26 protein-coding genes are annotated in these 26,258 nt (G+C 55.1%); 13 read left to right on the top strand and 13 right to left on the bottom strand.

Annotation, left to right across the window (positions count from 1 at the left end; genetic code table 11):
- Positions 1–62: 62 nt before the first annotated feature.
- The 7 genes from JUI81_RS01645 to JUI81_RS01615 all read left to right on the top strand — a co-directional run bounded on the left by JUI81_RS01645 (position 63) and on the right by JUI81_RS01615 (position 7,279).
- Complete coding sequence (locus JUI81_RS01645) at positions 63–1,103, top strand: homoserine dehydrogenase (protein ID WP_019578955.1); 1,041 nt, start codon at positions 63–65, stop codon at positions 1,101–1,103.
- A 12-nt stretch (positions 1,104–1,115) separates the two neighbouring features.
- Positions 1,116–2,534 carry an aldehyde dehydrogenase family protein gene (locus JUI81_RS01640; RefSeq protein ID WP_204123521.1) on the top strand — a complete coding sequence of 473 codons (1,419 nt, stop codon included), beginning with the start codon at positions 1,116–1,118 and terminating at the stop codon, positions 2,532–2,534.
- 519 nt (positions 2,535–3,053) lie between these two features.
- Positions 3,054–4,013 (top strand): 3-oxoacyl-[acyl-carrier-protein] synthase III C-terminal domain-containing protein, encoded by a 960-nt coding sequence (locus JUI81_RS01635; RefSeq protein WP_239077641.1) that lies wholly within the window; start codon positions 3,054–3,056, stop codon positions 4,011–4,013.
- Complete coding sequence (locus tag JUI81_RS01630; protein WP_026331654.1) at positions 3,988–4,248, top strand: acyl carrier protein; 261 nt, start codon at positions 3,988–3,990, stop codon at positions 4,246–4,248. Before JUI81_RS01635 ends, JUI81_RS01630 begins: the two co-directional genes overlap by 26 nt.
- Positions 4,241–4,885 carry a hypothetical protein gene (locus JUI81_RS01625; RefSeq protein WP_019578951.1) on the top strand — a complete coding sequence of 215 codons (645 nt, stop codon included), beginning with the start codon at positions 4,241–4,243 and terminating at the stop codon, positions 4,883–4,885. The genes JUI81_RS01630 and JUI81_RS01625 overlap by 8 nt, the downstream gene beginning before the upstream one ends.
- Positions 4,882–6,234 carry an MATE family efflux transporter gene (locus JUI81_RS01620; protein ID WP_028940588.1) on the top strand — a complete coding sequence of 451 codons (1,353 nt, stop codon included), beginning with the start codon at positions 4,882–4,884 and terminating at the stop codon, positions 6,232–6,234. The genes JUI81_RS01625 and JUI81_RS01620 overlap by 4 nt, the downstream gene beginning before the upstream one ends.
- The gene (locus JUI81_RS01615; protein ID WP_204123520.1) at positions 6,224–7,279 is read left to right on the top strand and encodes an alpha/beta fold hydrolase; all 1,056 of its coding nucleotides are present in this window, start codon (positions 6,224–6,226) and stop codon (positions 7,277–7,279) included. Before JUI81_RS01620 ends, JUI81_RS01615 begins: the two co-directional genes overlap by 11 nt.
- Positions 7,280–7,522: 243 nt before the next feature.
- Here JUI81_RS01615 and JUI81_RS01610 read toward each other — a convergent pair whose 3' ends face one another.
- Positions 7,523–8,068 carry a helix-turn-helix transcriptional regulator gene (locus JUI81_RS01610; protein WP_019578948.1) on the bottom strand — a complete coding sequence of 182 codons (546 nt, stop codon included), beginning with the start codon at positions 8,066–8,068 and terminating at the stop codon, positions 7,523–7,525.
- A 430-nt stretch (positions 8,069–8,498) separates the two neighbouring features.
- Here JUI81_RS01610 and JUI81_RS01605 point away from each other — a divergent pair, with 430 nt between their 5' ends.
- From JUI81_RS01605 to JUI81_RS01590, 4 genes are read left to right on the top strand one after another with little or no spacing between them, the layout of a single operon-like run.
- Positions 8,499–9,749, top strand: coding sequence for an efflux RND transporter periplasmic adaptor subunit (locus JUI81_RS01605; protein ID WP_204123519.1), 1,251 nt, complete (start codon positions 8,499–8,501; stop codon positions 9,747–9,749).
- Positions 9,733–10,512, top strand: coding sequence for an ABC transporter ATP-binding protein (locus tag JUI81_RS01600; protein WP_230173726.1), 780 nt, complete (start codon positions 9,733–9,735; stop codon positions 10,510–10,512). Before JUI81_RS01605 ends, JUI81_RS01600 begins: the two co-directional genes overlap by 17 nt.
- A gap of 1 nt (position 10,513) precedes the next feature.
- Positions 10,514–12,943, top strand: coding sequence for an ABC transporter permease (locus JUI81_RS01595; RefSeq protein WP_096480220.1), 2,430 nt, complete (start codon positions 10,514–10,516; stop codon positions 12,941–12,943).
- A gap of 48 nt (positions 12,944–12,991) precedes the next feature.
- The gene (locus JUI81_RS01590) at positions 12,992–14,404 is read left to right on the top strand and encodes a sigma-54 dependent transcriptional regulator (RefSeq protein WP_028940592.1); all 1,413 of its coding nucleotides are present in this window, start codon (positions 12,992–12,994) and stop codon (positions 14,402–14,404) included.
- A gap of 58 nt (positions 14,405–14,462) precedes the next feature.
- Here JUI81_RS01590 and JUI81_RS31720 read toward each other — a convergent pair whose 3' ends face one another.
- The gene (locus tag JUI81_RS31720) at positions 14,463–14,816 is read right to left on the bottom strand and encodes a hypothetical protein (RefSeq protein WP_239077659.1); all 354 of its coding nucleotides are present in this window, start codon (positions 14,814–14,816) and stop codon (positions 14,463–14,465) included.
- 129 nt (positions 14,817–14,945) lie between these two features.
- Between JUI81_RS31720 and JUI81_RS31710 the strand changes: the two genes are divergently transcribed.
- Both JUI81_RS31710 and JUI81_RS01580 read left to right on the top strand, forming a co-directional pair.
- Positions 14,946–15,722 (top strand): PAS domain-containing sensor histidine kinase, encoded by a 777-nt coding sequence (locus tag JUI81_RS31710; RefSeq protein ID WP_239077657.1) that lies wholly within the window; start codon positions 14,946–14,948, stop codon positions 15,720–15,722.
- On the top strand, positions 15,625–16,443 hold the full coding sequence (locus tag JUI81_RS01580) for a 4'-phosphopantetheinyl transferase superfamily protein (RefSeq protein ID WP_239077640.1): 819 nt from the start codon (positions 15,625–15,627) through the stop codon (positions 16,441–16,443). The genes JUI81_RS31710 and JUI81_RS01580 overlap by 98 nt, the downstream gene beginning before the upstream one ends.
- Here the strand turns inward: JUI81_RS01580 and JUI81_RS01575 are convergent.
- Genes JUI81_RS01575 through JUI81_RS01525 form a run of 11 tightly spaced genes read right to left on the bottom strand, consistent with a single transcriptional unit; the run spans position 16,380 to position 26,170 of the window.
- The gene (locus JUI81_RS01575; RefSeq protein ID WP_204123517.1) at positions 16,380–17,045 is read right to left on the bottom strand and encodes a GIN domain-containing protein; all 666 of its coding nucleotides are present in this window, start codon (positions 17,043–17,045) and stop codon (positions 16,380–16,382) included. The genes JUI81_RS01580 and JUI81_RS01575 overlap by 64 nt on opposite strands.
- A 14-nt stretch (positions 17,046–17,059) precedes the next feature.
- Positions 17,060–18,130 carry a MupA/Atu3671 family FMN-dependent luciferase-like monooxygenase gene (locus tag JUI81_RS01570; RefSeq protein ID WP_019578940.1) on the bottom strand — a complete coding sequence of 357 codons (1,071 nt, stop codon included), beginning with the start codon at positions 18,128–18,130 and terminating at the stop codon, positions 17,060–17,062.
- Positions 18,114–19,421: a cytochrome P450 gene (locus JUI81_RS01565; RefSeq protein WP_019578939.1), complete on the bottom strand. Its 1,308-nt coding sequence runs from the start codon at positions 19,419–19,421 to the stop codon at positions 18,114–18,116. Before JUI81_RS01565 ends, JUI81_RS01570 begins: the two co-directional genes overlap by 17 nt.
- The gene (locus JUI81_RS01560; RefSeq protein ID WP_019578938.1) at positions 19,411–20,358 is read right to left on the bottom strand and encodes a 3-oxoacyl-ACP synthase; all 948 of its coding nucleotides are present in this window, start codon (positions 20,356–20,358) and stop codon (positions 19,411–19,413) included. Before JUI81_RS01560 ends, JUI81_RS01565 begins: the two co-directional genes overlap by 11 nt.
- A complete protein-coding gene (locus JUI81_RS01555) occupies positions 20,355–21,146 on the bottom strand; it encodes a hypothetical protein (protein ID WP_230173721.1) in 792 nt (263 codons plus the stop codon). Before JUI81_RS01555 ends, JUI81_RS01560 begins: the two co-directional genes overlap by 4 nt.
- A gap of 59 nt (positions 21,147–21,205) precedes the next feature.
- On the bottom strand, positions 21,206–22,324 hold the full coding sequence (locus tag JUI81_RS01550; RefSeq protein ID WP_019578936.1) for an acyl-CoA dehydrogenase family protein: 1,119 nt from the start codon (positions 22,322–22,324) through the stop codon (positions 21,206–21,208).
- A 40-nt stretch (positions 22,325–22,364) separates the two neighbouring features.
- On the bottom strand, positions 22,365–23,351 hold the full coding sequence (locus tag JUI81_RS01545; RefSeq protein ID WP_204123516.1) for a 3-oxoacyl-[acyl-carrier-protein] synthase III C-terminal domain-containing protein: 987 nt from the start codon (positions 23,349–23,351) through the stop codon (positions 22,365–22,367).
- Positions 23,335–24,156 carry an alpha/beta fold hydrolase gene (locus tag JUI81_RS01540; protein WP_019578934.1) on the bottom strand — a complete coding sequence of 274 codons (822 nt, stop codon included), beginning with the start codon at positions 24,154–24,156 and terminating at the stop codon, positions 23,335–23,337. The genes JUI81_RS01545 and JUI81_RS01540 overlap by 17 nt, the downstream gene beginning before the upstream one ends.
- Before the next feature lie 9 nt (positions 24,157–24,165).
- Positions 24,166–24,645, bottom strand: a complete 480-nt coding sequence (locus JUI81_RS01535; protein WP_019578933.1) for a hypothetical protein — start codon at positions 24,643–24,645, stop codon at positions 24,166–24,168.
- Positions 24,642–25,769 (bottom strand): acyl-CoA dehydrogenase family protein, encoded by a 1,128-nt coding sequence (locus JUI81_RS01530; RefSeq protein WP_019578932.1) that lies wholly within the window; start codon positions 25,767–25,769, stop codon positions 24,642–24,644. The genes JUI81_RS01535 and JUI81_RS01530 overlap by 4 nt, the downstream gene beginning before the upstream one ends.
- The gene (locus JUI81_RS01525; RefSeq protein WP_028940602.1) at positions 25,766–26,170 is read right to left on the bottom strand and encodes a VOC family protein; all 405 of its coding nucleotides are present in this window, start codon (positions 26,168–26,170) and stop codon (positions 25,766–25,768) included. The genes JUI81_RS01530 and JUI81_RS01525 overlap by 4 nt, the downstream gene beginning before the upstream one ends.
- Positions 26,171–26,258 lie beyond the last annotated feature (88 nt).

The following is a 26,258-nucleotide window of genomic DNA, read 5'->3' as shown; positions in this document are numbered from 1 at the left end:
ACTGCCAAAGCCCGCCTCTTAGGATGTTCCTATCGAACAACATCAATATAGGAACAGCGGTTATGACTGAGTACAAAATTGCCTTGGTAGGGTTTGGTGGCGTGAACCGTGGCTTCGCCCAATTGGTCGCCGATCGTAATGCCGAGTGGAAAGAGACCCTGGGCTTCACCATTAAAATTGTCGGGGTCACCGATCTGTTCCTCGGCTCAATCGTTGCCAAAGACGGTCTGGATGCAAAGCAGTTGGTGGCACTGCCGGTTGAGAAGGGCGCATTCGCTCAACTGCCCGGCGGCAATGCCGAGGCCTTCAACGAAACCGTGATCAAGCATTCCGGTGCAGACATCATCGCTGAGGCCACTTTCACCAATCCGGTGGATGGCGAGCCCGCCACTACCTTTTGCCGCTGGGCCTTGGAAAGCGGCATTCATGTAGTGACCACCAATAAGGGACCTATTGCGCTGCACGGTGCCGAGCTCAAGGCGTTGGCCCGTCGCAACCAGGTCGCCTTCGAATACGAGGGGGCGGTGATGAGTGGCACCCCCGTGATTCGTCTGGCCAAACAGGCCCTGGCGGGTGCCAACGTGCAAGGCTTCGAAGGCATCCTGAACGGCACTTCCAACTACGTGCTCACCCGGATGAAAGACGGCCTGGCGTTCAACGATGCCGTCGTACAAGCGCAACAACTCGGCTACGCCGAGGCAGATCCTACCGCCGATGTGGAAGGGTTTGACGTACGCCTCAAGGTAGTGATCCTGGCCAACGAACTGCTCAACGCACGACTGAATGTCAGCGATGTAGCGTGCTCGGGTATCAGCAATATCAGCGCGCAAGATATTGCCCAGGCAAGTGCCAATGGCGCGAGCTGGAAACTGATCGGCTCAGCCGATCGTGCAGCAGATGGCTCGGTTCGAGCGAGTGTGGAAGCTCGGTTACTGTCGAACTCACATCCTCTTGCCGGAATCAGCGGTGCTACGAATGCAGTGTCATTCAAGACCGAACTGCTGGGAGCTGTCACGGTGTCCGGGCCTGGGGCAGGGCGCATCGAAACAGCCTTCGCATTGCTGTCGGACATCGTCGCCATCCACACCGCCCACGGCAAATAACAGGAGATAGTCATGAGCGTATCCAGCATGGCCAGTATCCAGCTTGTTGAAGCCAAACAGATTGATGTGTTCAGTCCATTCGATGGTCGCCTGGTGGGCAGTGTCCCTTGCCTCGATGCCGCCGCAGTTCCTGGCTTGCTGGAACGCGCGCGAATCGGCGTGCGCGAGAGTGCGGCAATGCCTCGTCACCTTCGTGCACGCATCCTTGAGGAGGCGGCCCGGCGTGTAGAGCTTGAGGCTGAAGCGTTTGCCAAACTCATTGTTGCAGAGGCGGGGAAGACGCTGCGACAAGCAGAGAAGGAGGTGAAGCGTTGTGTCAACACGCTGAAGCTATCGGCAGAAGAGGCTCGTCGTAACGCCGGGGAAGTGATTCCATTTGAGGCATATGAAGGCTCCGAATCGCGCCAAGGCTGGTTCACTCGAGAACCGTTGGGGCTTATCGTCGCGATCACTCCCTACAACGATCCGCTGAACCTGGTCGCCCATAAACTTGGCCCGGCCATCGCCGGTGGTAATGCTGTGATCCTGAAGCCCTCAGAGCTCGCACCGTTGTCTGCTCTCAAGCTGGTTGAGTGCCTGGTGGAAGCGGGTCTGCCTCCGTCTGTGGTAACCCCGGCGACCGGTGGCGTCGATCTGGGTAAAGCATTGGTGGAGGTTCGTGAAGTTCGGATGATTTCCTTTACGGGCGGTTTTGCCACGGGGGAGGCCATTGCTCGTAGTGCAGGGTTGAAGAAGCTAGCGATGGATCTGGGAGGAAATGCCCCGGTTCTCGTGCTTGAAGATTGCGATATCGAACCGACTGTTGAGTCCTGCGTGTCTGGCGCCTTTTGGGCAGCAGGGCAGAATTGCATCGGCACTCAACGCATCCTTGTACATAGTTCAATTTATGAGGACTTCCGTGAGCGTTTTGTCAGCCAAACGCGTGCCTTGGTAGTGGGTGATCCTGACCAGCGAGCAACGGATGTAGGCCCGATGATTACGGAACAAGCGGCCCGTCGTACCGAACAATTGGTAAATGAAGCACTGGCCGAGGGGGCCGTTCTTCTGTGTGGGCACCATCGCGAAGTGGGAAGCTATGCGCCGACCGTGCTGGAGCGTGTAAGCCATAACAGTCGGATCTGGCAGCAGGAAGTCTTCGCGCCGGTTGTCATCCTGGAGCCTTTTGACCAGTTGGATGATGCTGTTGCTCTGGCCAACGCTCCGGAGTACAGCTTGCATGCGGGACTCTTCACACGTGATCTTTCCAAGGCCTTGAAATTGGCGCGGCAGATTGAAGCGGGTGGCGTGATGATCAATGATTCTTCCGATTATCGTTTCGATGCCATGCCTTTCGGTGGCTTCAAGTACGGAAGTTTGGGGCGCGAAGGTGTTCGATTTGCCTATGAGGACATGACGCAGCCTAAAGTGGTCTGCATCAGCGAGTTGGATTAAACCTACGACGTAAATTCGTCTTCGCAGACAGTCATTTACGAGGTTAACGATGTCCAGACTCGCAGAATTCCGGCAACCTTGAGAAACACTCTGATGCCGTGGAGTCCTGGCTGACCAGTTGATCTTGGTTTGAGTACAAAAGGGGCATTTAGCAGCCCATATGAAAACACTCGAGCGATGGCTCCAACAAGCGCCCCAATATGTTCGGGGCGTTTGTTTTGTGCTGAAAAAAGCCTTACAGCCCATCCATCCGGTGCCCCCCAAATGCCACGTCGCTCAAGGGCGTTTCACTGCATCGGCACCCAAAGGCTCCAGGTAGTACGGACTTATCGATCCAGCTACGGGTTTGGGCCTCCAGGCATTCGCAAGACCGCTGTTAACCGTTAATAGTTCCATTTGTGGGACCTGCAAATGGGAAAAACATGCCTTTTAAGCAATTTGAGGCAAAAAGCACGATCCGTTTCTGGGACGATGTGGGTAATTTATAACTGCACTAAAATTACTCCATGCGGGAACGTTATGCTGCCACTTAATTATTTATGTTGGTTGCCGGATCGTATTTCATTAGAGCCCTTGAGCACGCTTGAGCAATCCCATGATTTAAAATCGGGTGCTTGCAAGGTATTACAGCGTTATTACTCTTTGCACACCATTGGGATGTCTTCCAGAACACACGCAGAGATGCTTGTGGATACGCTGTGCGCGCTGATTATTGCAAACCCTCATGTAAAAGAAGTCAAAGGGTGCCTGGTGTATGCCAAAACACAGACGCATAACACCTTCTTTGATAATCATTGGCTGGAGGATGTTGCCGAGGCGTGCGGGATAGGGCACTGGGAAGTACTCAGCGTCAGCTTGAACCATTGCTCGTCTGCCTTATCGGCGATTCACCTATTAAAAAACAGATTGATTAAGCGCAGAGAGCCAATGCTCCTTCTTACGGGGGAGAAGGCTTTTCATAGTGCTGTTAATCGACTGGATAATAGCGTGTTGGCCGAGATACCGGCGGCGATGCTGCTCAATGCGGGGCCTGCCCAATGGAATTTGAAGCATACAGCCGTAAGGCACCTGTCCTCTTTTTATGACAATCACCGGCATGAGTCTGCTGTGCGCCGGCGCGAGTTATATGCGTCGTTGGAGCGGGAGTATCATGATTTCTATCTGTACGCGCTGGATAGATTCAATGTTCCCGCTGAGAGCATCGACGCAATCGTTCCATGCAATCTGGATCTGCCGATGCTTAAAAGAGTCGCCGATAAATTAAATTTCAAAGGCATCATGTTTGCCGATCATATTGCCGAGTATGGGCACGCTTATTGTTCGGACGTTTTATTTAACTTGTCTGCCCTGTTGAAAAATTTCACAGGCAAAAGAATCCTCTGCCTCACCATGGGCATGGGCGTTACGCTTTCATGCGTATTAATTGAAAAAATAGAAAATAGCGAGGTTGTACATGTCAAGTCTTCTGTCGGCGGTTAATGAAGCGCTCAACGATATTATGTCTTCGGCCGTGTCGGTCAGTCTGGAAACAGATTTCAACGAAGACCTAGATTTGGATTCGGTGTTGTTTGTGCAGTTTTTATTGACACTCGAAGAAAAAGTCCCTGGGTTAATGTTTGAGCCTGATCAAATCGATCAGGATGCATTCACCACGGTCGGTAAGTTGATCAGTTGGATTGAGCAGCACCTGCAGTTGGAGAACTCATATGCCTGATGGCCCGTTTAACAGAATTTATCGGCTGTTTTCGGGCAATGAGCCCGCAGAAGCCGTGCGGCTATTGCGTCTTGAATTGCCCGATCATACCAGGCGGGTGTTCAGCCAAGGTTATCAACTCGTGCCGGACGAGCGAGAGGTCACGGCCGGTCAATCACCGCAGGCGGATCGGGTACTTGCCTCTCTTGGCCTGGATCTCCAATACCTGGGAGGGGAGCAGGCGATAGCCGCCGATGACACCCCACTCATTGTCTCTGTCGCCGCCCGTTTGGGGCTGTTGATGCGCATGTTGGGCATGAGCTGGACGCATTTGTCCGCACGCCGGAGCTTTGGTGTGAAAACTACCCGGCATCAGTTGATTAAAGCCGAGTTTGCGGATGTGACCAGTCAGTGCAGCCAACTGGTGTTGCAATGGGAAATGCGCATCGCGGCGCAGGATTTTCAGGACGCTGAAGAAGACCATTGGCAGATCACCCTGCTGACCAACAGAGCGGAAAAATTGATGGGAGGCCATGGCTATCTGCTTGGCGCGACGCACACGCTGTCTTATCTCTCGATGATGATTTATAGCCTGCATGGCAAAACGACGGGGCATTACGCCATGCCACAGCGCGATAGTGTGGGGGAGGTTGTGTGAACACATCACCGGGCTTGGCTCTGTCGCAACGCCAGGGGGCAGGCCGGGATATTGCGGACCTACTGAAGCTTGCCTGGCCAATGATTGTCGTTGCCGTCGCGGTGTCTTTTTCACAAAACACCCAGACCGCTATTTTGGGACATGGCGCTGAGACAACGTCGATTTACTGGTTGTCGATGATCCAGCCGTTCAGTTTTTTGTTCCTGGCGATTCTCGAATGCCTGGCTATCAGTAACCAGGTATTCAGCGCCAGGTCTTTGAACCTTTGGTCAAAGCAGAAAGTGCTGACGGCAACGACCATTTTATCTGTGCTGGGCGTGATGGTTGTGGCCTCGCTCAGTGGGACGATCGCACTCTCTTCGCCTTGGCTGGAGAAGCTGCTTCCCGTGTCTGGTGAGCGCTTTTATCAAGAGGCACTTCCGCTCTACTTCCTTTCGATGCTGCCGTTCATTCACCTGGAAATGTGTAACAGCGCCCTGCGAGGGCAGGGCAAGAGCGCGTTGAGCATGTTTCTTGTGATTGCCTATATCGTCCTGAACGCAGGTATTTGCTACACCAGCTACCACGTCTACGGTTTGGGCTTCTATTCCATTATCGTGGCAAATGCCTTGGCGTCCGGCCTGCTGATCCCGGTTGCGACATGGCTGGTATGGCGTGTCGGTCGCCAGCAGCAGGACGACCGTCCGCAAGCGTTCATTGCGCGATTAAAAGGCCTTCTCCAGCAGGTTGGCTTACCGATCTTTGCATCTTTTATCGTGGTGTTTTTCAGCTCGCTGCTGGTGTTTCCCTTGATTGGAACGCTGGGTGAACAATATGTCGCCGCGTTCCTGATCATTACCAAGATCAGGATGTTTATCGTTATTCCCGCCGTGGCCTGCGGCTCTGCACTGGCGATATTGATAAACCAACGTTTGACGATCAGTCGCGGTGAGGAATTGAAGCGGCTCCTGCATCGTGGGCTGATGTTTATTGGTGGGCTTTATCTTGCGCTCACCGTTGGGGTCTACTTTAGTGAAGAAGCGCTGATCGGCATTCTTTCAGGTGACGGGACGATCAGGGAAGCCAGTAGACAGATGATGCTGATTTTACTACCGACGTTCTTCCTCACGGCATTTGTAGCGTCTCTGCAAGCTTTACTTGAACAACTTGATCAGGCGCGCCGTGTATTGATTTTGACGGTGATCATCGAGTTGCTCATGGTGATCGTTTTATTGGTCGGCTGGGATCGGTTCTCTAGTGTGAACGCGATCATGAGTATCATCATTATGTTCAGTGCGATTAACTTCTTGGCCTTTGCCAACGAGTACTGGCGGCTCGCGAATAAAATTGGGAGTGAGCATGTTCTTTAGTGTTATCTATCCCCTGTTGCTGATCGTTTCGCTGATCCACCAAAATTACCTTCGCGTGCTGGTGGTGATGCGGCTCCGGCCTACATTGTTAATGAAGGCCAGAGTCAGGCCAACGACTCACTATGTCCGCGCGTGCCGTTTAATAAGGATGTTCGACCTCTATTCGCTGGACATGCTGTCCTCCTATCTTTCAGCGCTGTATGCATTGCACCTGTTTGAAAAAACCCGACCATTACCCTATAAGCCGGCTGAGATGATGCTACTCAGCCAATGCCTGCAGGAAAATTTCACCTGGCGGCACACCTTCGTGAAGATGTTTATTTACTCTCAATCAGCGCAGCAAACAGAGAAAGTATTGCTGCTGCATGGCTGGGATGGGCGAAGTATCATGCTCAGGCACCTTGCCCAGCGTTTGCAGGCAAAGGGCTACACCGTTTTTGCACCTGACCTGCCGGCACATGGTGTGTCCCCGGGTAAGGGCGTGTCTTTTTACGATCTTTCCAGGGCCGTCATCGATATCGAGCGACAATACGGTCCCTTCTCAGTGGTTATCGGGCACTCGTCCGGCGGGTTGGTAGGCTGTATGGCCGCATTACAAGGGCTGTTGTTCAAGAGAATGATCCTGATCAGCAGTCCTTGCAGCTTCGGCGAAGTACTGGATAATTATGTGCTCAGCAATAAACTACCCCGGCATATTGCAACGACGATGAAAAAGCTCTATCAGCTACGTTATGGCGTGCACCCTGATAAAATCGGACCTGAATTAATCTCAAAAATAAAACAGCCAGTACTGATATTGCATGACAAGGGAGACGTGAGTATCGATATGGAAGAGGCCATGGTACTTAACCATGTTCTGGGTAAAAGCAAACTGATTGTAACTGAAGGTAAGGGGCACAATGGTGCATTGCGCGATGCCACTGTGTTCAACCGTATTTCTACTTTTCTGGCCCCTACAGCGCAGGAAGATTATGTCGCTATTGTTGATCCCGCATTGCGCTGGCGCGCCACCATTAACATAGGTGTCAAGCGTTCAAAGTGTTAGTTTTATGTTCGCTGATCGCGAGTGTTAACTAAGATAACTGAGTGTCACCTTTGCACTTTCCTGCCTTCCCCTCAAGCGCTCGTCACTCTTTTTTAGCCGAGTTTGACTGTCGCTTCAACTGTTGTCCCTCTGCTTTTTCCCGGTAATAGGGAGCAGCCGTTGCACAGTGACGCTGATTCTTTCGTGCCTTATCGATTGTACGAGCGACCTGAGGTTCGTGCGTGTTCAGCTGGATTTTATTAATTATAATGAGTTGATGTTGTTGAGCAGCATGTTGCGTGAGAAACCATTTCTTTGCACGCCAAAGATAAAATCATACTCAGAAGATTCTTTCTTTGCTTTCTGCCTGGTCGACTTCATTACATATTGTTTGAGTTTTAGTGGTGTTTCATTATAGGTTTTACTGAAGCTTCGAGAGAAATGCGGCAGGGAGGAAAAACCGCAGGCGTAACTGATATCAGTTAATGACCATTCCGGTGCCAGATGAATAAATTCCTTTGCCAGCGCCAGTCGGACTCTCCACATCCACTTGATCGGTGTTACGTCGTAAAACAGGTTGAACATTCGACAAATATCAAACCGGGTTTTACCACAGATTTTTTCCAGGTCGTCCAAGGTAATCTCCTCTGAAATATTCTCTATGATGTAGTTTATCACTGTGGCAATGCACAGCGCTTTTTCTGTATGTGCATGTTTTCCATAGATCTCAAAATGACGTTTATACAGGTCGTCCATTATTTTTTGTGTAAAGAGGGTCTTTTCAGCATTCGAGATTTTAAGATCCCACATACAGACTCCGTTCTGCAGCGCTCAATGGCGAAGATTTTTTATTGTTGAGGTAGGCTTTTGACTCACTCATGAATAGGCAATTGCTATGCCAGATTTTTAGCGGCTTCAAGTGGCTGTTTGTTAAGTGTTTTTTTAGCGTTTCTCGATTTAGGGAAAATGAAATCCCATTTTCGAAAAGTTTTTTCGCAGACTGTTATCTTGCGTCCCATTATTGGGATTGCTAATTTCGTGCAGTTTGCCCATGGACATCAGCTAATAAGAAATGCACGTTTTCTGTCGTTCCGAAAATGAGATGCCCCGTCACTGACATCAAATAATTCACGTGTTGTCTTTATTTTTATTGCTTAAATATCATGCAGTTATATGTATGTTTTTTGTTTTGGCATGGAATGTGCCTTGGATTATTCAAATTGTTAGCGTTGGTACTATCATGGATATCTCGATCCCGCAGCCGGGAAATAAGCTCCTACTGAAAAAGCACAGTAAAGCGATTGCTGGCGGCGTCTTTCTGCTGGTGCTGTTGCTGATTATTTATAACTATCGGTTCTCGCCTTACCAGGTTGCCCGTAGCAGCGTGACGCTTGCGGAAGTCAAGTATGGTGACTTCGCCGTTGAGGTACGTGGCAATGGAGTGCTTTTACCGTGGAACATCAACTGGGTGGCGGCAAACGTTGACGCTCGGGTGGAGGAAGTCATTTATAAGGCCGGGATGAAAGTCAGCAAAGGAGAGTTGCTGGTTGTCATGAGTAATCCGACGCTCGAACAGCGGCTTCAGGAGAGCCAACTGGAACTTAATGCTCGCCGAGCAGAAACCGAGGCCAAAAATGCCGAACTGCAAAATAAAATTCTCAATCAAGAGGCGTTAATGATGGATGCGAAGAGTCGATTACTTGCATCTACACTGCGTCTTGCTGCTCAGAAAAAATACATTTTGGCCGTGCCAAGGCTGGAATATGAAACCACACGCATTCTGACTGAACAGTATACTCAGCAGGTCGGTTTTGAAGAGCGACGGTTAAGGACGCTTAAGCTCAGCGTCCAGGCGGATATAAAGGCGAACTTTATGCGCCTTAATAAATTGGAGTCTCTGGTTGCTTTGAATCAGCAGGAGGTTGATTCGCTCAAGGTTAAATCACCGATAGATGGCATTTTGCAGGATGTGAAGGTCCAGGTCGGACAGCGGGTAACAGTAGGCAGTGATATCGCGCGACTTGCCAAAGAGAAGGAGCTGTATGCCGAGCTCAAAGTGCCCGAATTGCAGTCACGCGATCTCGCGGTCGGGCAGGCCGTCACGATCAACACAGGGCGCAGCCGGTTTACCGGGGTGTTATCCAGGGTCGATCCCGCGGTGACGAACGGAACGGTCAAGGTGGATGTGACGTTCAATCAGCCTCTGCCACAGGAAGCACGTCCTGATCTGAGTGTCGATGGATTGATCGCGGTGACGAAAATCAATAATTCGTTGTATGTCGAGCGCCCGCCGTTCGCGCAGAATAACTTGCCCTCTATGCTCTACCGGCTGGATGACAAAGACCGTTCAGCGACCAAGATGAAAGTGGAGTTCGGGCAGGGTTCTGCTGACTACATTCAGATCACCCGCGGGCTCAAGGCTGGCGACAAAATAATTCTCAGTGACAGCACCGCTTGGCAGGGGGCCGATCAGATTGAAATTGCCAACTGATGCAGCTCGCGCCGGCTACCGGAACAATGCCCTGGAGACAGTAAAGATGGAACCTTTGGTAGAACTGACTGACGTAAACAAAATTTTTCTGACTGATGAAATCGAAACCCATGCGCTCAGCAAGATCACACTGACCATTTCCAAGGGCGAGTACGTGGCTATATCGGGGCCTTCAGGCTGTGGGAAATCGACTCTGCTCTCAGTTCTGGGGTTGCTGGATACGGCGTCGAGCGGCACTTATCAGTTGGCGGGTCGCAATGTCGACAATATTTCCAAGAAGCAGCGTGCGCAGGTGCGTAATCGGGACATCGGCTTCATCTTTCAGTCGTTCAACCTCATCAGTGATCTAACGATCGAAGAAAATGTCGCGCTGCCACTGACCTACCGCAGCGACATTTCCAAGTCTGAACGGCACAAGAGAGTCGCCGAGGCCTTGGCCAAGGTCAATATGTCCCACCGTAGCCGTCACTATCCTTCACAACTCTCCGGCGGGCAGCAGCAGCGCGTCGCGGTGGCTCGGGCCATCGTGGGTAATCCGTCCATCCTTCTGGCGGACGAACCCACCGGTAACCTGGATTCGCACAACGCAGAAGCGGTATTGAATATCCTCGATAAGTTGCATCAGGAAGGTGCCACGATCTGCATCGTGACCCACGATCCTCGTTCGGCTGAGCGTGCACAGCGCAGTATTGTCCTGTCTGACGGAAAGGTCGTCGGCGATGGGGAGCACGCGCGCCAACTGACCCTGGTGAAGGAAGCATAAGATGCTTTTTGATATTCGCTATGCCTTGCGTTTACTCCTGAAAAGCCCCGGCTTCACTTTTGTTACCGTGCTGATCATGTCCTGTGGACTAGCACTGACCCTGTATATGTTTTCGGTGATCAATACCATCATGTTCGCTCCGCTTCCTTATCCGGACGGAAAAAGCATGGTGCTGGTCAATCCGACCGTGAATGGTGTCAGCCTGAGTGATTCCGGGCTGAACTTCATGGACTACAGCGATATCAAGGCGCGCTCTACCCAGTTTGAGGATATGGGCTATTTCTACGCCGAGCGCGCGGATATCAGTGATGGCAACAAAGCTGTTTCCTATATGGCCATCAGAAACACCTCGGAGCTGTTCTCTTATGCAGCTGTTCAGCCATTTCGAGGGCGTGTGCTGAATCAAGAGGACGTTCAGTCGGGGGCTGAACCTGTCGCGGTGATCAGCTATGCAATGTGGCAAAACTACTTCGCTTCCGATGCGCAACTCATTGGCCGCGATATCAGGATCAACGGCATACATACCCGCATCGTCGGCATCATGCCGCAAAATTTTGCCTTCCCCTTCTTCCATGACCTGTGGCTGCCTTCTCAGCTTGAACCCTCGCAGTACCTGGAGCGTAAAGGCGCTCCGGAAGTGTCGGTGTATGCGCGTTTGAAGCCCGGTGTGACCCTTGCGGATGCCAACCGCGATCTCAATAGAGTGATGCAGTCACTGGCGCTGGAGTACCCGGAAAGTAATAAAGGGCTTTCCGCTCAGGTATTGACGTTCCAGGAAAACTTTATGGGTGAGGAGACCACGCCGATCTTTATCGTCATGCTGTTTGCCGTCAGTTTTGTGCTGCTACTGGCTTGCTGCAATGTCGGAAATTTATTGCTGGCAAGAACAACTGAGCGTTCCAAAGAGATCGCGATCCGGGTCGCGCTGGGATCTCCCGCAGGCCGCCTGGTACTGCAAATGATGCTGGAAAGCTTATTTATCTGTTTTCTGTCCGGTGTCGTGGCGATCCTGCTGGCTGCATGGGGGCTGGAGATAACCAATACGATACTGCCTGGTTTCGTACCCAATAAAATCCCTTTCTGGTGGCAGCTGTCACTCGATAATGTGTTGGTCCTCAACGCCCTTGTCCTGGTGATCATCACGGCTGTGCTCACCAGTGCATTGCCGGCCTGGAAAATCGTCCATGGCAATTTCAATGATGTGCTGCGTGATGGCACCCGTGGTGCGCAGAGCCGTGGTGCAAGTCGGGTTTCACGGATCCTGGTTATCTTTGAAGTGGGGCTCTCCTGCTCAATTCTGTGTATCAGTGCGCTGTTCGCATTATTGGTCTACCAGGCGACCCGCGCTGATTATGGTGTCGACACCAGTAACTACCTGACCGCGCAAATCCACCTCAACGCTAACAATTATCCTGATGATGCAAGCCGTATCCTGTTTTACCAGCGCCTGCAGGACGCTGCCGCTGCGATTCCCGGGGTTGAAAGCGCAGCGTTGACCACCAGTGCCGTGGGACAGTTCACCGTGCCGCACCAGGTGGATGTAGACTCGTCGGCCAACAACAGGAACGAGCGCTGGTCTTACCCGATGGTCAATGATGTGCAGGTCATGCCGGGCAGCCTGTCGGCAATGGGTATTACCCCCATGGCGGGCAGGGAGTTCGTCCACGGCGATACTCAGGACTCACAACAGGTGGTCGTCGTCAGCCAGTCCTTTGCTGAACAGTTCTGGCCGGGAGAGCGGGATGTGATTGGCAAGCGCCTGCGTTTTCGCGATACCGATGACCAACGCTGGTACAACGTAGTAGGCGTGGTGCCCAGCGTTATTCATGGACGGCCTTTCAGCGCATTCCGCCACCGCGCCACGGTGTACCGCTCTCTGGAGCAGCAACCCGCGCCCTCATTGATGCTGGTGCTGCGAGCCTCGCATCCTGAAACGGTCGGCCCCGCCCTGATCAACGCGGTCCGTCAGGTGGACAGCAATCTTTCCGTCAATCAGATCCAGACGTTGAATGAACGCTTGGCCCGTAACACGGCCGGCTTGCATTTTATTGCCAATCTTTTCATGTTGTTCGGCCTGGTGGCGATGATACTGGCTGCGACGGGTATTTATGCGGTGATGTGCAACTTGATTAATCAGCGTACCCAGGAAATTGGCTTACGAATGGCCATGGGAGCCACTGAAAGTAATTTGTTACGTATGCTTATGATCCAGGGCGGCAAGCAGTTATTGATCGGCCTTATCATCGGCTTGCCGCTGGCATTCTTTGTTGCTCCCAAACTGACGCGCGTTCTGGGTAACGGAAACACTCCTTTTGTGCTCCTGTTCTGGATGGTGGCGCTGATGATTACGCTGGTTGTGGCGCTGGCGGTCTGGCTTCCTTCCCGACGGGCAACCAATATGTCGCCCGCCGACGCGATTCGTTATGAATAAACGACCGCCGTGCTCCCCGGGCACGGCGCTCCAAGCTGGATGCTTGAAATGAACGATAAGAAACACATCCTTGTGATAGACGATGACACGGGAATCCTGACCAGCCTCGATATCTTATTGCGCATGCAAGGGTACGACGTGACCCTGGAAACCCAGGCCGATCGCCTGCTTGCACATTTGTCCGCCAAGCCTGTTGATCTGGTATTGATGGACATGAACTTTCAGAAAGACACCACGTCAGGCATGGAAGGGTTGCAGTTGCTGGCCGAGATGAAGAAGTTCGATGATTGCTTGCCGGCTGTCGCGATGACGGGGTGGGGAAGTGTCGACATCATTGTCAACGCCATGCGGGGTGGGGCGGCCGATTTTATTCAAAAGCCTTGGGATAACGAGCGTTTGCTGAGCATCGTTCAGCAGCAGATTGCCATGAGCCAGGCGCGTCGTTCAGGCAATTGCCTGCGCGAAGAAAACAAGCTGCTCAAACTGGCGCTCGAAGATGATATGGACAGCGAATGGGTTGTCCGCTCACCGGCGATGAAACGGCTGATCAGCCTGGTGGAAAAGGTAGCGGTGACCGATACCAGCGTTCTGATCCTGGGAGAAAATGGCACCGGTAAAAGCCTGCTCGCGCGTTATATCCACCAGATTTCCTCGCGCTCCGAACACAGTATCGTCGAAGTGAATATGGGGTGTATTAACGAGCAGTTATTTGAAAGCGAGATGTTTGGCCACGTAAAAGGCGCCTTTACCGATGCGCGGGAGAACCGTATCGGCCGCTTTGAATTGGCGGACAAGGGGACGCTGTTCCTCGATGAAATCGGTAACTTGCCCCTGACGCAGCAAGTGAAACTGTTACGGGTGCTGGAAGAGCGGCAGTTTGAGCGCGTCGGATCTTCGCGTACCCAGACCACTCAATGCAGGATCATCGCAGCCACCAATTCCGACTTGGACAAGGCCGTGGCAGAGGGGCGGTTCCGTCAGGACCTGCTGTACCGCATGAACCTGATTCAAATCCAGCTGCCGCCGCTTCGCGAACGGCTGGAAGATATCGAGCCGCTGACTGAGCGCTTCCTGAAACGTTTTGCGCGTAAATACAACAAACCCCGGCCGGTATTATTGCCGCAGGCACGCCAGGTACTGCTGGATTATTCATGGCCTGGGAATATCCGGGAGCTTAGCCACCTGTTGGAGCGCGCCGTGTTGCTGTGTCGCGCCAATGTGATTGATCCGGAAGACCTCTGCCTGCCGTTTTCGGTGTTATCCCAGAGCGAAGTGCGTCCGGTCAACGAATTGTCTTTAGGATTGACGGACGCGTGCACCCTGGCCGAAGCCGAAGAAACCTTACTGTTACAGCGCCTGCGTCAGTATGACGGCAATGCGGTCAAGGCCGCAGAATCGCTGGGGCTCAGCCGCAGCGCTTTTTATCGCCGGCTCGAAAAACTAAAAATCTGCCATGAGTAATTTTTTTCATTCATTTGAAATACGTCACTTGCTGCTGTGCAGTCTGGCGCCGATAGGCTCAATTATTGCGTACCTGCTGCTTTGGGTTTTTCCGCACCAGTCCATTTACCTTAAGTTTTTCACCCTGTTTGTTCTGTGTGTAGCGATGGTTTATTTCTGCTATCACTTTTTTCAGCAGTTGATTTATAAAATCAACGTCATATCCAATTTGCTGGAAGCGGTAGAGCAGGAAGATTTCAGTCTGCGTGGGGTGACCAACGGGGCGGGGGCTTTTGAGGGCGTCATTGAGCAAATCAATGACATTTCCAGCCAATTGTCGCGCCACCGCCAACAGCAGCGGGAGATGGATTTCCTGCTGCAAAAAGTGATCTCCAATATTACGGTTGCCATCTATGCCCTGGACGGCAGTCATCGGCTGATCTGGTGCAATAACGCAGCCTCGCGCATGTTGGGCACCTCATTGGATAAGTTGATTGGCGATACAGCCAGCGCCTGGCAACTGGATAAACTTTTGCACAATGCCAACACGGAGCACCCTGTGGTGTCCGATCATGAAGGGCGACCGGGCCGGTACAAAGTGACCAGTGACACCTACATGGTGGATGGTGTCCAGAATGTGCTGTTGTTCGTCAGTGATGTTGACGACATGTTGCGTCAGGAAGAGCAGAAAGCCTGGCAAGATTTGTTGCGTGTGATAAGCCACGAAATCAACAACTCCCTCAGCCCCATCGCCTCCATCAGTCAAATGCTGCAGCAACACTACCGGCATCATTCTGACAACCTGCCCCCCGGTTTTACCGAGGGCATCGATCTGATTAACCGGCGGGTACGTGAGCTGATCGCGTTTATCAGCAGCTACCAGCAGTTGAGCAAACTGGCGCCGGCGCTGAAGGAGCGCGTGGATTTGACTGCGCTGGTGGCTGAACTGCCGCTGCTGTTCTCTCACCGTGTGATTACCCTGAACGGGCCGCGTCCGTTGATGGCCAGCCTCGACCGGGTACAGATCCATCAGTTGTTGATCAACCTGATCAAGAATGCCGATGAGTCGATGGGCAGCAGCGCTGACAGTATCGATATCGAGTGGGCTGAAGAGAAGGGGCGCTTACTGATCACCATCCTTGATCGGGGAGTGGGGCTTACTAATCCGAAGAATCTGTTCGTGCCTTTCTATACCACCAAACCCAATGGCACCGGCATCGGCCTGATCCTGTGCCGGCAAATTGCTGAAAGCCACGGCGGTTACTTGTCTCTGGAGAATCGCCATGAGCAGACCGGTTGCAAAGTCACCATCAATTTACCGCTGCAATCCCCTGCCTGAGTTGATCGAAGGCAGGGGTGTCTGCCTGCTGCAGCACTTTAACGATGCGCTGCCGGAAATGACGGTTCGCCAACGTGCGCAACGTTGGTTGCATCAGGTGCTGGCGGCCTACCTGGCGATCCCGGTTGATCAAGTGCGTATCGCCAGAACCTCTACCGGTAAACCTTGGCTGCCGGAGTACACCTGGCTGCGCTTTAACTTGAGCCACAGCGCTCATTCGGCCGCCATCGCCCTGTGCCGGGAGTATGAAGTCGGGGTTGATCTGGAACAAATCAGCGGAAAGGTTGCGGTAAAAAAAGCCATCGCCCAACGCTTTTTCCACGCGGATGAGCAACGCTGGCTAGCGCTTGACGAAGCCAACTACCTCACTCGCTTTACGCAGCTCTGGAGTATGAAGGAAGCCTGGCTGAAAGCCCGGGGCACGGGGCTGACTCAACCGCTTCGCAGTTTTTGTGTCATCCCACAGGCAGGCGCGAGCGGGGTGGCGCAGGTCATGGTCGCGCCCCCCATCAGTATTGGGCAGATTCATTATTGCCAGGTGCAAGGGGAGGGGCGTTTTTGTCTGGCTTATGGTGCGATCCTTGGCGCGCAGCAACCGTCAGTTCAATGGCAGCTAGGCTACCATCAAACTGAGAGTCGCCTGTTCACCCCTGCCGTTTACGAACAATCAGAGGTTGAAATTTCGCTGGCGAAAGAGCCCGTGGCGCCGGTATCGACCTGAGCCGATGGGCTGACAGACATCCGTGCGCCGGCAGACAGGCTGCCGTTGATCCGGGGAATGTGGCACAGGGATGACTCCGCTCCCATGCTCATGCGCACATTCGCCACATCCGCAGTGAAGGGCAGCGGTTTTTTGTTAAAGGTGCCGCCCATTGACAGGTCAAGCGCCAGCTCACCTGTCTTGCCCTCGATCTGGATGTCTGTGCCCATGCTGCCGGCGACCGCCAGTCTGGATTGATCGACGGCACATGCAGGTGCCACGATTTTTACCCCTGCTTTTCCCGTCAGCCCCGTCAGTGGCGCGCTGGTATACAGCGTGATATCCAGCGAACGGGAGACGAAGCGATCATTTTCCGCTGCGTCATTCACGAGCAATAATGCCTTATTGTTTGTCGTCACCTGGAGCTTGCTCAGCGTATCGGCAGAGCCTGAGACCACCATTGATGACGTTGCAGCGCATTTGATCGACAGGTTGATGCCCTGTCGGACTTCAACGCTGCTGAAGGCGGTCAGCGGAAAGGTTTTTTCTGCGGCCAGTGCGGTGTAACTGGTCGTGCTGGCCAGCAGCGCAAGCATCAGCTTCATCGTGTTCATGTTGTTCATACAACCTCCTTTTTTTACAGTAATGTCGCGAGTGTACGTAGCGTTGTTTCAACACTGTCCTGCGGCATGCCAAAGTCCACCAGTCCCGCCACTTCGTCGATGCCCTCACGCTTGAGCTGTTTCAGCTGCTCCAGGCATTCTGCGGCGGAGCCAAACAAACCGTAGTGGTTGAGGTACTTTTCCACTCCCCATTTGAGTGCGTAGGCCTGCTTTTTGTCAGTGGCCTCCTGATCAAGCGCAGAAGGTTCATTGAGGTTGTCAGACAGCTGCATAAACGCGCGCAAATAGCCCGTGAGGGCCGGTCGCAGACGTGGCAACAGCGCTTCCCGATCCTCTCCGGCCTGGGTATGCATCATCAGCGTGACCTTGCCGGCCGCAGGGTCCAGCCCGGCGTCTTGGCGTGCAAGGCGATAGCTGGCGCAGTTTTCCTGCAGCTGTTCACGGGTTTGTGCAATCAGGTGCGTCAGCACATTCAGGCCGCGTTTTCCGGCCTCGCTGAATAACAAGGGATTGCTCCCCGTCGTGACCCAAACCGGAATGGCGGCTTGATAGGCGGGCGGCCAGGTTTGCAAGGTGACCGGTTCCGGATGTCCCGGCAGGGACAGTTCGTGGCGCGTCACGGATTCGCCGCGCCACAGCGACTGAATCTGCTCCAAAGAGGAGAAGAGGACCTCATGACGCTCACGGTAATTTTGCGCCTTGAGCACAAAATCATTACGTTGCCAGCCCGCAGAAAACGCTACGCCGACCCGGCCGCGAGAGAGGTTATCCACCAGCGCCCACTCTTCAGCAACGCGCAGCGGATCATGCAGGGGGAGCACCACGCTACCAGCGCGTATCGCGATACGCTGTGTACTGGCGGCCAGCGCGGCGCTGACGACGGAGGGATTAGGAAACATCCCTCCGAAAGTGTGGAAGTGTCGTTCAGGCGTCCAGATAGCATGGAAGTTGAGCTCATCCGCCAGCCTGGCGGTGCTCAGCAACTGCTCATACTTTTCCGCAAAGCTGTCCCGGGCCACGTCCGAAAAACAGAATACGCTGAGTTGCGGGATGGCATCTCCCGCCAGGTTAGGCGATGCATTCATGCTGAGTGACCCTGTCCACGGATTCGATGGTGAAACAGATAGCGCCTCTGGGCATCACATTCAGCCCATAAAACGGCGTGAGCGCGGCGGGCGGGGTCGATGGTGCCAGGGCGAAGTGGCAATGGCTGCAAAGTGTTTCAATGGCCGTGGTGAGTTGGTCCAGTGCGAGCGCCATGCCTACGCAGTTGCGTTTACCCACGCTGAAGGGCACAAAGTGCTCCCGCGCAATTTTCCGGCCTTCAAGAAAACGTTCTGGCCTGAAACTCAGGGGGTCGGACCAATAAGCCGCATTGCGATGGACCAGCCAGGGTGAAAACAGCACTTTGGTTCCGGCCGGCACGCTGACGCCGTCGATCTCCAGCGGGGCCAGGGTGCCGCGCTCGAAAAAAGCCGTAACCGGGGTCATGCGCAGCGATTCCTTGACGATGGCGCTGGCCATGTCGCGCGTCCCGTGGCGGGCCTCTTCACGCACCTGGTTCTGGTAATGCGGGTGTTGCGACAGGTGGGTCAGGCACCACAGCAGCGCGATACCGGTGTTATCCACGCTAGCGACCAAATTGCCCAGCAACATGCTGATCGCCCGTTCCCGTTCCTGCGGATTGGCCTTGATATCGAGCGCTTGGCAAAAGCGTTGCAGCATGTCGACGTTGCCGCCGCCGTCGCCAGTAATCAACGGCCCGATCATTGTCTCAAGTTCCTCGCGGAACGCGGTCAGGGCCGGGTGCTGGCATAACGCGGCATAATCCTCGGTCGGCTCATCGACAATCAGTTGCAGGTAGATCCTGCGAAAGTGATTGATCAGGCTATCGAGCTGCAGAGGACTGAGCGTGGAGCCGACGAACCCTTGCGCGACGCACATCAGCGCCCATTGCAGGCAGATCTCCTGCATGGAGTCTTTCTCAGGGTCCTGGAGAGTGTCCACCAGCCACTGAGCGGAGTGTTGGGTGCCTTGTTTGAGCAACGCTGATTTGGGATTGACCAGCGGAGCGGTCAGCTTTCTGGCCAGGTGCCATTCTTCACCTTCCCTTGCCGTGATCAGCGACTGGCCCAGCAGTACCCGCCTGACTGAATGGCCATTGCCGAGCTCCTTGTGAAAGCTGCTTTCGTTCTCAAGGAAAAAACGGATATGTCGAGCGCCCGCCAGCAGCAGCACTTCATCCTTTTCCTCACCGATCCAGACCTTGTCCCCGTGCTGGCGAACGGCACTTTCAGCAATTTTCAGAAAGCCCAGCTGCGCAAACTTGGCCGCGGACGGCTTGACGATCGCAATAGCATTGGAGTTATTGAGCATGGACTGCCTCCGGCAAGGCGTCTGAGGTAATGGCGGCGCAACCTACCCAGCCGCCCAGGCCCACCGACAGCAGCAGGGCGGGGCGGCCAGTATCCTGAGGGGCGTAGCGGTCGAGCAGTAACAGAGGGTCTGCGGTATAACAGTGCCCGCATTGGCTGAGCAGGTCGGTGGCGACCAATCGGTCGCGGTTTTCTGTATGGCGCAGCCAGGTTTGCCAACTGAGGCGGTTGATATTGTGTGGCAGCAGCCAGGCACGCTTGCGCACGTCTTCGGGGTAGGACGACAGGGCATGCTCCACCAGATGGTTGTGGGACTGATAGAAGCGTTTGGTGTCCTCGCGAGTACCGTCCAAGCCTTGCCAGAATCCGGGGTGATAAAAGCACTGGATGCCCGACACCCTGCGTTGACCGCCACCTGGTTTGAGCAAGGCGGCCACGAAGCCATCGGCAATCATTGTGCAGCCCGGGATATAGCGTTCAGCCAGGTCAAAGTCGGCGAGCGTGTCGCCTGCCAGTAGCGCCACGCCGCGGTGCTTGCCGCTTGCCAACAACCGTTCGGCCAGCCGCAACCCCCAGAACAAGGTGGCGCAGTTTTGCTGGTTGAGGGTCAGCAGCGGTGCATCCGCGGCGATAAAGTTTGACCGCCGCCGCAGGGATGGCAGGTTGACGCTTTGGCGCAAGGAGGGAGAGGGCAAGCCCTGGATCAGGATGACCGCATCAATCTTCTCACCTTCGTCCAGGCTGTCACCCAGTTGCTGCAGCAAGGCATGAAAACAGCCTTCGGCGCTTTCTTCATTCGCCAGGGTTGATGCCTCCCGCATGCCGAACAGTTGGCCAAATGTTCGGGCTTCTGACGGACTGCCGCCGCGATGCGCGACGACCTCGTCGAGGGACACGCGGGCAGATGGAATATATGTGGCCAGGGAAGCAATGTTCATCGTGGACCCTCTTCGGCTGCGAGCCCGCACAGGCTGATCCCGTTATCATTTTCGCTGATCAGCAGATAGTCACGTTGCGGCTCCCAGAAGGTGCGCAGCGCAACGAAAGGGGCCGCGCACAGCAACTTCGGGTTGACGGCAAACGAGCGAGCGCCGGCATGCGCAGCCTCCAGTAGCCGGGCAGGGCCGATCAGAGTCAGGCGTTCCTTGGTCAACCCCAACTGCTCAACAGCATGCGAAAGGTACCCGCTGGACCATTGCGCAAGGCGCGCGCGCCTGAACCCCCGGTAGCGCAATCCGCGTTGCTGCTTGTTGAACAGGCAAACGCAGGCATTGTTTTCCGGTTGCAAGGCCTCCATCAGCGGCGAGAAATACATCAGGTTTTTCTGCTCGGCAATCAGCAAAAGTCCATCTTCGTCCTTGCCAGCCAGGCAGTCATTGAGGCCGTCCAGCGCATACAGACCCGCGTCCGGTCCGCGATCGCTGATCGCCAACGCAAGGCAGGCGGAAAGTCCCAATTGATGGATGGCGGCATTCACCACCGAACTGCCCATGTGCAGGTCTGGTGTCCAATGCGCCATCAGCACGGTTTTCACCCGCGCAGGCTGGATGACGGTGGCCAGTTGGGGCAGCAGCACGGCGATCATATCGCTGAAGGAGGCGCGCTCCGTGCTGGTGACCCACGCCAGCGCCCGATCGTCCTGCGGGCTGAGCGTCTCACCGTTGGCCCGAAAGAAATGCTGCGTATAAGAACGCCAGTGCGGGATATGGGGGTCCGACTCGGGCATGGCCGGATCAGTATGGTGAAACGACTGGAACACGATATCGGCAGGATCGAGGCAGAGTGTCACAGGCTGGTCCCTTGGGTTGCGGGCGGACGGAAGCTATTGAGCAGGTGGATGTTGCTGGTGCCCTCCATGTACTCGAACGCAAAGCTGTCGCGATAGCGCTTGCGCAGCAAGCGATCTTCCAGCCAGTCGTCGTGGCTGAGCCAGTGGGGCAGGTGGCACGCGGCTTCCTCGACCAGGCGGGTGGCATTACGTTTGAGCTGACTGGTGAGGGCATGCTGATGCTGGCCGTTGCTATAGCCTTCTGCCACGGTCAGCATTTGTTGGTAGATCGCATGATATTTTCGCCACAGCCGCGCGACCGAGCGCCGTGCCATGGTTGGCAAGGGACGGGTGTCGAGGGCGGTAAGCAGGCCAAATGTGGTGCCCAGCGCCATGGCTGCCACCATTGGCCGATGACGCTCGAATACCAGGCTCAGGGAGTTGAGCCCCTGCAGGAGTTCGCGGCGCTCGTGCCCCAGGATGTCGTCTTCCTGGACGCGATAATCCTTGAACGTCAGGCGCGTTAAGCCGGCGCCCGCCAAACCGACGGCGCCCAGTGGCTCACGCAACAAGGCAGGCTCGGCTTCATCGGGGAAGACCATGACCAATCGCTGGCTATGTTGATAGCGCGCAAACACAAGGCCGGCGCTTGCCAGCATGGCGCCCCCGATCAGCTTTTTGGTGCCGTTGAGCCGCCAGCCCTGTTCACTATGCGTGAGCTCAGTGGCGATAGCCCCGGCATCTGAACCTATTTCGGGTTCCGTGACGGCAAAAAATGTCCAGGCCGGGCGTTCGGCAAAGCAGGCAAAAAAACGCGTCTGCTGCTGTTCATTGCCCAGGGTCAGGATGGCCCGGGTACTGAGTGACGCGCCCGGCAACAGCATCATGGCGCTGGCGTCCGTTCGGCTCAGGTACTCAATGATTTGCAAGTGCCGGGGATAGCTGACATTGGAAAATGCCGGCGTTTCCCAGGGATTGAACCGTGAAGGTATGCCGATACAGGCGAGGCTTCTGAGCTCCGGGTCATCCAGATAGGCGATCGCCAGTTGAAGGTTGTTTTCCTCGAGCTGTCCGACGGCAAGAAGTCGCTCTGACAGCGCGTAAAGTTGTGGATAGTGGCGGGTGATATCGCTCATAGATGGTTGCGTTCGCGTAGAGGAAGAACTAGGCAATAACTTAATTCGGCCTCATATCCGGGTATTGCTTGAGGTTGCAAAAGACAGGGATTTCATTGCCTGCTGGTAACTCAAGTAACAGCGAGGAAAAGGTGGCACCCATTCCGACGCTGACCAGCATCACTTTGGCGCCGGGAGCGAGCTGTTGCCCACGAACGAGTGCGGCCAGATTGAGGTAGGGGTCCGCACCGAAACAATGGCCATAGCGGGGAACATTCTGCAAAAAAACCTTTGTGCGGGGGATGGTGAGTGCGTCGGCGATTTTCTGCCAGGACGACAGGTTGACATTGTGCGGGGCTATCCAGTCCAGAGCGTCCAGGGCGCAGTCGAAATGCCGCGCTGCACGGCGCATGGCATTGCTGAGGAACGCGAAATAGGCATCGGCGAATTCCGGGTTGGTTCTTGGTTCATTTCCCTTGTGTTGACTGAACTGGCCGGCCTGCTCGCTGTGCCGGGCAATGACCCTGGCGCGGTCTCCCGACCGGCCGAGCAGCACGGCGCAGCCGGCTTCGCCCATGATGGTGGTGTCATCCAGCAACTCTACCTTCGGGTGGAAGGCTTTTTCGCCGATCAGCAGCAGGGCGTATTCCCCGTCATTGAGGCTGCTGCACAGATACTCCACGCCCGACAACGAGGTTGCACAGTGGCCCATCGTCAGGCTGCCGTATTCGGTGTCATGGGCAAACCCGCATGCGTCGAGCACGGCCCTGCCGGTCTTGTGAAACGGGCGCAGGGTCGGCACGGTGTGCGCATGCACCACATGCCGAACGCGCGCGACGACGTCAGGATGAGTGACGACGAATTGTTCCAGGAGCTGGCGTATCAGGTCATCCACCGTGCCGGGATGACGCGGGAAGCTGTCCAGGCCGTAGAAGCGTGAAAACATCCTGACATCCAGCGCGGTCAACCCAAGAGTGAGGCCAACCTCGGCCAGTGACTTGCGCTGCTCGGGAATGTGAATGGTGATGGATTCAATATGCCCCAACATGGGTGTTCCCTTTTTCATGGTCGGCGTTTTTTGCGCCGAGAAACCCGGCCAGCACCTGCTGGGTACGGTGATGCGAGAGAATCCCCAGGTGGCCTGTATTTTCGATGATATGCAGCTGGCTACCCGGCAATTGAGCATGGATTTGCCTGGCGTCGGCAGGGTTGATTCTTTGGTCTTGCGTGCCGTGCAAGATGAGTGCGCGCACCCCGCGAAAGGTGTATGGCTGTGCGGTCTGCAAGTCGGCGGATATGGGGTACCGGCTTTGGTAATAGCTACCGAGCAGTGGCAGGTAATGTTCGTCTGCCTTGAGCAACGCCAGGTAATGCTGCAACAGGCTGGACAGTGACGCCGGGGCTGAAAGCAGCGCCACGCGGTTGAGGGTAAAGCCCAGCCAGTGGGCCATCGCCGTGATGATCCCGCCGGCCGAATGGGCAACCACGGTATCGAACGGGCCGTATTTGGTCTGCATTGCCAACAGTAACGAGCACTGACCGGGCAAATCGCAGTTGGCCGGCGCGTGGGGGTCATGGCCCAGCAGGAAGGGTGTGTAGACCCTGTATCCCTGGGCCTGCAGCACTGCTTGCAGGTCAGACATCATCATCGGATGACCACCCCAGCCGTGCAGCAACAGCGCGCTTTTGGCCTGTGGGTCGTGGTTTTCCTCTATCAGCACCCGGCTGCGGTATTCGCCGCAGGTGACCACCTCGGTCTTCATGGTCGCCAGCTGTCGCGACTCAGCCGGACGCATCGGCAGCGGGGTGGGTTTGGCCAGGCGCTCGATCAGTGAGGCAAACTGGGTATCCATTGTTTCCCCCTATGCTTGTGCAGAAAAGATCAGATAGTGCAGCGTTGCCAGCTGGGGCGCGGAATCACCACTCAGGCGCTGCAGCGGGTCATACAGATACAGCAGGCGTTGCCCGGGTTGAAGCAGGGTGCTTGCCAGCGAACCGGCGTATTGCGGATCAAATTGCCCACTGCATATGCCCCAGATTTCGATGAAGCCCGGGCATTGGGAAATCAGGCTTTGCAGCAGGGGAGTCGCACCGCGCGCCGCCGGGTGAAGGCTGTCGTAAACCAACTGTGTCGGATACGGCTCACTGATGACGCTGCGGCACAGGTCCACAGCGGCCTTTGAGTGCAGGCGTTCGCCGCAATCGATGTGTGGCCAGTGTTGATACCAGCGCGCCCGGGTCGGTAGCTCCCGGGTGGCAATAAAGTGCCGGCTGTCCGGCGTGATGGCTTCACAGGTACTGACGATATTCAGTTGACCCTGCACGAGAGGGGCGATAGTCATCGGCACTCCTGGCTGGCTTGTCGGGGTGAAAAACTCTGGTTCAGTCGGTGGATCTGTCGTGTGCCTTCGGTGTACTCAAAGGCTTTTACATCACGAAATGCCTGCCACAGGGTTGCCGGTACAGGCTGAGTGTCTGCGGGGAAAGCATGGATCAGTTGGCTGACAATTTCATCGGCTAGGATCACACAGGCGGTTTTCACCATGCCGGGGCTTTTCCCCGGGCTTTGTTGTGCATCTGCTTGCTGACAGACCATCGACGCTTCACGGTAAGCGGCATACCAGCGACGCTTCATTTGCGACAGCCGTTGTGACTGTGCCGGGGTCGGCGTGACGCAGGCTTGCCACTCGTGCAATGCGCGTCGCGCCACACCCAGCGCCAGGGCACCGACACAGGGGCGTAGCGCATCGAACGTAGCCATCGCCGACTGCGCAAAACGCTGGGTCGGTTTCAAGTGCTGCCCGAGCAAATCCTCTGCCGGGATAAACAGATTGTCGAACTGCATCAACGCCAGGTTTGCACCGTCAAGCCCGGTCAACGCAAGGCGATGGCGGGTGATGGCCGGGTCTTGTGGCGAAAACAGAAAAGCATTGATCCCCAATTGCCCCGGTGCGGTACGCGCAAACAACACACCGGTTTCAGCGATGACTCCATTACCGATAAACATCTTGCGCCCGGAGATAAGGTACCCGCCGTCAACCGGTGTCGCCGTGGTCTGCATGGCCCCGGCATCGCTTCCCTGCGTGGGTTCGGTCATCGCAAAGCAGGACCAGCACAATGCCTGTTGGAACTGGCCGAAAAAGGCATCCTGCTGCTGTTCGTTGCCCAGCCCGGCAACGACATAGGCCGCCATGCTCGGCCCGGGCGCGCTGAATATCAGTGCTGGGGAGACGAAGCCGATCTGTTCGTAGAGTTCATAGCGTTCGGCCAGGCTGATCACCTGACGGCTTGGCGGTACCTGATACCGTTGAGGCAGGCCGAGAGAGTTCAGCGTCGGGGCGAACGACCACTGCCCCATGATCTGCCGTGTGTCGCCGAAGTTGCGCAGTTGGTCAGCAATCTGCTGGGCGTCTGCGCCCAACGGGCAGGATTGCCCGGCGAACGTGTCATCGTAGAGTCGACTCATAGCGGGCCTGACATGATTTCAATAACCCCGGCATCTGGGTGATAGAGGTGGCTGGAGCGGTGGTTGCTGTCAAAGGCGTTGAACGGGCGTGTCAGTACGATCCAGCCGGCGCTCTTCATGACTTTGAATTGCTCGTCAAAGTCATCGACCTCAAAGCAGATGTGGTAGGGCAGCGACGACTTGCCGGATTTGGCCAACAACTCGCGCAAGGGGAGATTGTTTTCCAGCGGTTCGACCAACTCTATCTGGCTGCGCCCTTCAACAGTTTCCAGCAGGGTGATGAGCACTTTTTGTGCGGCAACATATTCTTTGTATCGGACGATAACCGGGAAAAACGGTTTAACCGCGACAGCCGTTGCGTCGCTGTCGCCAACCACATAACCGATATGACTAAAACGCATCGCGACGCCCTTATCCTTGGGGAAAACGATTTACGCCGGCGCCTGTCCGGCGCCGGTGCATGGAGTGATGTGCATTTTCGCCGTGGTG

The sequence above is a fragment of the Pseudomonas sp. 008 genome (assembly GCF_016861935.1).
In the GTDB taxonomy this organism is placed as follows: Bacteria; Pseudomonadota; Gammaproteobacteria; order Pseudomonadales; family Pseudomonadaceae; genus Aquipseudomonas.
The sequence above is the reverse complement of the archived record's forward strand: the minus strand, read 5'-3'. Positions and strand labels throughout refer to the sequence as shown.

Coding starts and splice junctions, on each gene's coding strand:
- JUI81_RS01645 (WP_019578955.1), top strand. CDS start 63: ATGACTGAGTACAAAATTGCCTTGGTAGGGTTTGGTGGCGTGAACCGT.
- JUI81_RS01640 (WP_204123521.1), top strand. CDS start 1,116: ATGAGCGTATCCAGCATGGCCAGTATCCAGCTTGTTGAAGCCAAACAG.
- JUI81_RS01635 (WP_239077641.1), top strand. CDS start 3,054: ATGCTGCCACTTAATTATTTATGTTGGTTGCCGGATCGTATTTCATTA.
- JUI81_RS01630 (WP_026331654.1), top strand. CDS start 3,988: ATGTCAAGTCTTCTGTCGGCGGTTAATGAAGCGCTCAACGATATTATG.
- JUI81_RS01625 (WP_019578951.1), top strand. CDS start 4,241: ATGCCTGATGGCCCGTTTAACAGAATTTATCGGCTGTTTTCGGGCAAT.
- JUI81_RS01615 (WP_204123520.1), top strand. CDS start 6,224: ATGTTCTTTAGTGTTATCTATCCCCTGTTGCTGATCGTTTCGCTGATC.
- JUI81_RS01610 (WP_019578948.1), bottom strand. CDS start 8,068: ATGTGGGATCTTAAAATCTCGAATGCTGAAAAGACCCTCTTTACACAA.
- JUI81_RS01605 (WP_204123519.1), top strand. CDS start 8,499: ATGGATATCTCGATCCCGCAGCCGGGAAATAAGCTCCTACTGAAAAAG.
- JUI81_RS01595 (WP_096480220.1), top strand. CDS start 10,514: ATGCTTTTTGATATTCGCTATGCCTTGCGTTTACTCCTGAAAAGCCCC.
- JUI81_RS01590 (WP_028940592.1), top strand. CDS start 12,992: ATGAACGATAAGAAACACATCCTTGTGATAGACGATGACACGGGAATC.
- JUI81_RS31720 (WP_239077659.1), bottom strand. CDS start 14,816: ATGACTGCCGTCCAGGGCATAGATGGCAACCGTAATATTGGAGATCAC.
- JUI81_RS01575 (WP_204123517.1), bottom strand. CDS start 17,045: ATGAACAACATGAACACGATGAAGCTGATGCTTGCGCTGCTGGCCAGC.
- JUI81_RS01570 (WP_019578940.1), bottom strand. CDS start 18,130: ATGAATGCATCGCCTAACCTGGCGGGAGATGCCATCCCGCAACTCAGC.
- JUI81_RS01565 (WP_019578939.1), bottom strand. CDS start 19,421: ATGCTCAATAACTCCAATGCTATTGCGATCGTCAAGCCGTCCGCGGCC.
- JUI81_RS01560 (WP_019578938.1), bottom strand. CDS start 20,358: ATGAACATTGCTTCCCTGGCCACATATATTCCATCTGCCCGCGTGTCC.
- JUI81_RS01555 (WP_230173721.1), bottom strand. CDS start 21,146: ATGCCCGAGTCGGACCCCCATATCCCGCACTGGCGTTCTTATACGCAG.
- JUI81_RS01550 (WP_019578936.1), bottom strand. CDS start 22,324: ATGAGCGATATCACCCGCCACTATCCACAACTTTACGCGCTGTCAGAG.
- JUI81_RS01545 (WP_204123516.1), bottom strand. CDS start 23,351: ATGTTGGGGCATATTGAATCCATCACCATTCACATTCCCGAGCAGCGC.
- JUI81_RS01540 (WP_019578934.1), bottom strand. CDS start 24,156: ATGGATACCCAGTTTGCCTCACTGATCGAGCGCCTGGCCAAACCCACC.
- JUI81_RS01535 (WP_019578933.1), bottom strand. CDS start 24,645: ATGACTATCGCCCCTCTCGTGCAGGGTCAACTGAATATCGTCAGTACC.
- JUI81_RS01530 (WP_019578932.1), bottom strand. CDS start 25,769: ATGAGTCGACTCTACGATGACACGTTCGCCGGGCAATCCTGCCCGTTG.
- JUI81_RS01525 (WP_028940602.1), bottom strand. CDS start 26,170: ATGCGTTTTAGTCATATCGGTTATGTGGTTGGCGACAGCGACGCAACG.